Origin of the sequence: Roseateles sp., from assembly GCF_019237615.1 — a bacterium.
GTDB lineage: Bacteria > Pseudomonadota > Gammaproteobacteria > Burkholderiales > Burkholderiaceae_C > Pelomonas.
The window spans coordinates 1-5,362 of record NZ_JAFAGT010000070.1; the positions used below are offsets into that span (position 1 = coordinate 1).

General features: G+C 65.6%; 6 protein-coding genes. All 6 read right to left on the bottom strand.

Annotated features, from left to right (window positions below; translation table 11 throughout):
• The coding region (locus JOY88_RS14430) for a response regulator (RefSeq protein WP_293503326.1) at positions 1-566 on the bottom strand (566 nt) is incomplete at its 3' end.
• Positions 566-1,273 (bottom strand): phosphate signaling complex protein PhoU, encoded by a 708-nt coding sequence (gene phoU / locus JOY88_RS14435; RefSeq protein ID WP_293503327.1) that lies wholly within the window; start codon positions 1,271-1,273, stop codon positions 566-568. The genes phoU and JOY88_RS14430, both read right to left, overlap by 1 nt.
• 19 nt (positions 1,274-1,292) lie before the next feature.
• Positions 1,293-2,078 (bottom strand): phosphate ABC transporter ATP-binding protein PstB, encoded by a 786-nt coding sequence (gene pstB / locus JOY88_RS14440; protein WP_293503328.1) that lies wholly within the window; start codon positions 2,076-2,078, stop codon positions 1,293-1,295.
• A gap of 9 nt (positions 2,079-2,087) precedes the next feature.
• Positions 2,088-2,948, bottom strand: coding sequence for a phosphate ABC transporter permease PstA (gene pstA / locus JOY88_RS14445; protein ID WP_293503329.1), 861 nt, complete (start codon positions 2,946-2,948; stop codon positions 2,088-2,090).
• Positions 2,945-3,904: a phosphate ABC transporter permease subunit PstC gene (gene pstC / locus JOY88_RS14450; protein WP_293503330.1), complete on the bottom strand. Its 960-nt coding sequence runs from the start codon at positions 3,902-3,904 to the stop codon at positions 2,945-2,947. The genes pstA and pstC overlap by 4 nt, the downstream gene beginning before the upstream one ends.
• A gap of 146 nt (positions 3,905-4,050) precedes the next feature.
• Positions 4,051-5,091: a phosphate ABC transporter substrate-binding protein PstS gene (pstS, locus tag JOY88_RS14455; RefSeq protein ID WP_293503331.1), complete on the bottom strand. Its 1,041-nt coding sequence runs from the start codon at positions 5,089-5,091 to the stop codon at positions 4,051-4,053.
• Positions 5,092-5,362 lie beyond the last annotated feature (271 nt).

The following is a 5,362-nucleotide window of genomic DNA, read 5'->3' on the forward strand; positions in this document are numbered from 1 at the left end:
TGGTCGCCCCAGACCTTGTCCAGCAGCTGCGAGCGGCTGTGCACCCGCTCCGGATGCTTCATCAGGTAGTGCAGCAGCTTGAACTCGGTCGGCCCCACCTTGAGCGCCTGGCCCTGCCAGGTCACGCGGTGCGTGGAGGCATCCAGCACCAGCGGCCCGATGCTGACGCTGTCGCTCACCTGCTCCGGCGCGCGGCGGCGCAGCACGGCGCGGATGCGCGCCAGCATCTCCTGGGTGGAAAACGGCTTGGTGATGTAATCGTCGGCACCCGCGTCGAGCCCGGCCACCTTGTCCGGTTCGTCGCCGCGGGCGGTCAGCATCAAGATCGGGATCGGCTTGGTGCGGGCGTCGGCGCGCCACTTGCGCGCCAGCGTCAGGCCGCTCTGGCCGGGCAGCATCCAGTCGAGCAGGATCACGTCGGGCAGCACGGCATCCAGCTCGCGCTGCGCCGAAAGGCCGTCTTCCGCCCAGATCGGCGCGAAGCCGTTGTGGCGTAGGTTGACGGCGATCAGCTCGGCGATCGCGGGTTCGTCTTCGACAATCAGGACTCGGGGCTGGTTCTTCATTACTGGGACTGAAGGGCCGATTCGATCTGCTCCATCGAAGCGTGTCGGACGTCGGCCCCCTTCACGATGTAGATGATGAATTCGGCAATGTTCTTGGCGTGGTCGCCAATGCGCTCGATGGCCCTGGCCAGGAACAGCAGGTCGAGGCTGGCGGAGATGGTGCGCGGGTCTTCCATCATGTAGGTGATGAGCTTGCGCACGAAACCGTCGAACTCGCGGTCGATCAGGTCGTCTTCCTTGAGGATGGACAGGGCCATCGCGGTGTCCAGGCGGGCGAAGGCGTCGAGTGCCTTGCGCAGCAGGCCCGAGGCCAGCTCGGCCGCCACCCGCAGGTCGGTGGACGGCAGCGCGCGGGCCGAGCCGCTTTCGATGATGGACTTGACCATGCGCGCGATCTTCTCGGCCTCGTCGCCCACGCGCTCGAGGTTGGCGGTGGTCTTGGAGATGGCGATCAGCAGGCGCAGGTCGCGCGCCGTCGGCTGGCGCCGCGCGATGATGGACGACAGCTCGCGGTCGATCTCGACCTCCAGGCCGTTGACGCGCACCTCGGTGTCGATCACCTGGTCGGCCGCTTCGGAGCTGAACTGCGACAGCGCGTAGATCGCCTGGCGGATCTGCGATTCGACCAGGCCGCCAAGCTCCATGACGCGCGAGGACACGCCATTGAGTTCACTGTCGAACTGGGTGGAAAGATGTTTGTCGGGCATGCGTGTTCTCCCTGCGGGCTCAGCCGAAGCGGCCCGTGATGTAGTCCTCGGTCTCCTTGCGCTGCGGCTTGAAGAACATCTGTTCGGTGGCGCCGAATTCGACCAGGTCGCCCAGGTACATGTAGGCGGTGTAGTCGGAGCAGCGCGCGGCCTGCTGCATGTTGTGCGTCACGATCACCACGGTGTATTCGTTCTTCAGCTCGGCAATCAGCTCTTCGATCTTGGCCGTGGAGATCGGGTCCAGCGCCGAGCAGGGTTCGTCGAGCAGCAGCACCTCTGGCTTGATGGCGATGCCGCGCGCGATGCACAGGCGCTGCTGCTGGCCGCCGGACAGGCCGGCGCCGCTCTGGCTCAGCTTGTCCTTCACTTCCGTCCAGAGTGCGGCCTTCTTCAGCGCCCATTCCACGCGCTCGTCCATCTCGACGCGCGGCAGCGTCTCGAACAGACGCACGCCGAAGGCGATGTTGTCGTAGATGGACATCGGGAAGGGCGTGGGCTTCTGGAACACCATGCCGACCTTGGCACGGATGAGCGAGACGTCGTCCTTGCTGGTCAGGATGTCCTCGCCGTCCAGCAGGATCTGGCCTTCGGCGCGCTGCTCGGGATACAGCTCGAACATGCGGTTCAGCGTGCGCAGCAGCGTGGACTTGCCGCAGCCCGACGGGCCGATGAAGGCGGTGACCTTCTTCTCGGGAATGTCGAGGTTGATGTTCTTCAGCGCGTGGAAGCCGCCGTAGTAGAAGTTCAGGTTGCGCACCGACAGCTTGGCGCGCTCGCCCACGGGCGTTTCGATCTTGGCGTCCATGGTGAGTCCTTAGTGTTTGTTCTTGAAGAGCACGCGGGCCAGGATGTTCAGCAGCAGCACGCCCACCGTGATCAGGAAGACGCCGGCCCAGGCCAGCTTCTGCCAGTTCTCGTAGGGGCTCATCGCGAACTTGAAGATGGTGACCGGCAGGCTGGCCATCGGCGAGCCGAGGTCGCTGGTCCAGAACTGGTTGGACAGCGCCGTGAACAGCAGCGGCGCGGTCTCGCCGGACACGCGGGCCAGGGCCAGCAGAATGCCTGTGATGACGCCGGCGCTCGCCGCCTTCAGCGTGATGGACAGGATGACCTTCCACTTGGGCGTGCCCAAGGCATAGGCCGCCTCGCGCAGCGCGTTGGGCACCAGGCTGAGCATGTTCTCCGTCGTGCGGATGACGACGGGGATGACCAGCAGCGCCAGCGCCATCGAGCCGGCGAAGCCGGAAAAGCTCTTCAGCTTGGCGACGACGACCGCGTAGACGAACAGGCCCACGACGATGGAGGGCGCGGACAGCAGGATGTCGTTGATGAAGCGCACCGCGCCGCCAAGCCAGTTCTTCTGGCCGTATTCGGCCAGGTAGACGCCGGCCAGGATGCCGATGGGCGTGCCCACCAGCGTCGCCAGGCCCACCATGACGAAGCTGCCAAAGATGGCGTTGGCCAGACCACCGCCCTCGCCCTGCGGCGGCGGCGTCATCTGCGTGAAGGTGGCCAGGCTGAGGCCACCGATGCCGAGGTAGATGGTCTCGAACAGGATCCAGATCAGCCAGAACACGCCGAAGGCCATGGCCCCCAGCGACAGCGTCAGCGCGACCACGTTGACGCGCTTGCGCTTGGCATGCATGGCCAGGCGGCTCGCATCCAGCTTGCTCATGAGCGGGCTCCCTCGTTCTTCTTCAGGCGCGCCAGCAGCAGCTTGGAAATCGACAGCACGATGAAGGTGATCAGGAACAGCACCAGGCCGAGGTACATCAGCGCGGCCTGGTGCATGCCCTCGCCGGCCTCGGCGAATTCGTTGGCCAGGGTGGACGTGATGCTGTTGGCCGCCTCGAAGACGGACAGCGAGTTGAGCTGGTTCATGTTGCCGATGACGAAGGTGACGGCCATGGTCTCGCCCAGCGCGCGGCCCAGGCCCAGCATGATGCCGCCGACGACGCCGGTCTTGGTGTACGGCAGCACGACGCGCGAGACGACCTCCCAGGTCGTCGCGCCCAGGCCGTAGGCGGACTCCTTCAGCATGGGCGGCGTGACCTCGAAGACGTCGCGCATCACCGAGGCGATGAAGGGGATGATCATGATGGCCAGGATGATGCCGGCCGACAGGATGCCTATGCCCACCGGCGGGCCCGACACCAGCGAACCCAGATACGGCACGCCGCCCAGCAGGGCCTGCAGCGGCTGCTGCACGAAGGTGGCGAGGATGGGGCCGAAGACGAGCAGACCCCACATGCCGTAGACGATGGAGGGCACGGCGGCCAGCAGCTCGATGGCGATGCCCAGCGGCCGCTTCAGCCAGCTGGGCGAGAGTTCGGTCAGGAAGATGGCGATGCCGAAACTGACCGGCACCGCGATGAGCAGCGCGATGAAGGAGCTGGCCAGCGTGCCGTAGATCATCACCAGGCCGCCGAACTTCTCCTGCACCGGATCCCATTCCGCGCTGGTCAGGAAGCCCAGGCCGAAGGCCTTGAGCGCCGGCGCCGCGCCGATGACGAGGGCGCCGATGATGCCGACCATCAGGGCCAGCGTCAGCCACGCGGCCCCCTGGGACAGTGCGGCGAACAGCGTATCGGCCCAGGGGGCGACACGGCGGCGGGGTGGCTGCGGCTTCATCGAATGCGGCTGAGGCTCGCTTCGATCAGCGCTATCGGCGGGAAGAATGGCGGCCAAGGAACCTCCGTAGGTCTGCTCGGGATGGAGATGCGCTGCGGATACGGCAAAGCCCGGCCGAAGCCGGGCTGCGCTTCAGCGCGCGGATATCACTTATAGGCGATGGACTTGCCAGCCGTGTCCTTGATGTGGTCGGCCCACTGCTTGCGCACCAGGTCCTTCACGCTGGCGGGCAGCGGCACGTAGTCCAGCTCGTCGGCGGCCTTGTCACCGTTGACATAGGCCCAGTCGAAGAACTTCAGCGCGGCGGCGGCTTGCGCTGCCTTGTCCTGCGACTTGTACATCAGGATGTAGGTCGGGTTGGTCAGCGGCCAGGCGGTCTTGCCGGGCTGGTCGGTCGTGATCTGGTAGAAGGTCTTGTTCCAGTCGGCGCCGGCCGCGGCGGCCTTGAAGGCCTCGTCGCTCGGGTTGACCCACTGGCCGTCACGGTTCTTCAACTGGACGTAGGTCATCTTGTTCTGCTTCACATAGGCGTACTCGACGTAGCCGATGGAGTTGGGCAGGCGCTGCACGAAGGCGGCGACGCCCTCGTTGCCCTTGCCGGCCGTGCCGGTCAGCCACTTGACCGTCGTGCCCTCGCCGACCTGGCTCTTCCAGGACTCGCTGACCTTGGACAGGTAGTTCGTGAAGATGAAGGTCGTGCCCGAGCCGTCGGCGCGTGCCACGGGGGCGATGGCCGCGTCAGGCAGTGCGACGCCGGGGTTCAGCGCGCTGATGGCCGCATCATTCCACTTCGTAATCTTGCCGAGATAGATGTCGGCCAGCACGGGGCCGGTCAGCTTCAGCTGGCCCGGGGCGATGCCCTTGACGTTGATGACGGGCACGACGCCACCGATGACGGTGGGGAACTGCACCAGGCCGTCCTTGGCCAGCTCTTCGTCCTTCAGAGGCATGTCGGAGGCACCGAAGTCCACCGTCTTGGCCTTGATCTGCTTGATGCCGGCGCCGGAACCCACCGACTGGTAGTTGATGCGGGCACCGCTGGCCTTGTTGTAGGCATCGGCCCACTTGGCGTAGATGGGCGCCGGGAACGTGGCGCCGGCACCGGTCACGTCCTGGGCAAGCGCCAGCTGGGCACCGAACAGACCGACGACGAGGGCGAACGACTTGCTGACCTGGACAAACTTCATCTGAGACACCTTCCGCATGGCGGTTTTGACGATGACCGGCATCCTAGGGATCGAATGTGACGATTCGGTGACCCCCAATTCATAAATCCAGGCATTGGAACGCTTCAACGCCCTGCCGGGAAGGCGGCGCGCGTCAAGCTACTTGTCGCCTCGTTCACGCAGCCAATGGCTGAGTATTTCGGGAGCGCGAGGCCGCGGTGACGACCGAGTCGCGTTCCGGGTTGAGCGTGACGGACCCGATGGGGGACCAGTCCCGCGTGGAGCCTGACCA

What these genes read in the sequence shown, in the direction of transcription:
- phoU (WP_293503327.1), bottom strand. Translation starts at nt 1,273, where the DNA reads ATGCCCGACAAACATCTTTCCACCCAGTTCGACAGTGAACTCAATGGC.
- pstC (WP_293503330.1), bottom strand. Translation starts at nt 3,904, where the DNA reads ATGAAGCCGCAGCCACCCCGCCGCCGTGTCGCCCCCTGGGCCGATACG.
- pstB (WP_293503328.1), bottom strand. Translation starts at nt 2,078, where the DNA reads ATGGACGCCAAGATCGAAACGCCCGTGGGCGAGCGCGCCAAGCTGTCG.
- pstA (WP_293503329.1), bottom strand. Translation starts at nt 2,948, where the DNA reads ATGAGCAAGCTGGATGCGAGCCGCCTGGCCATGCATGCCAAGCGCAAG.
- pstS (WP_293503331.1), bottom strand. Translation starts at nt 5,091, where the DNA reads ATGAAGTTTGTCCAGGTCAGCAAGTCGTTCGCCCTCGTCGTCGGTCTG.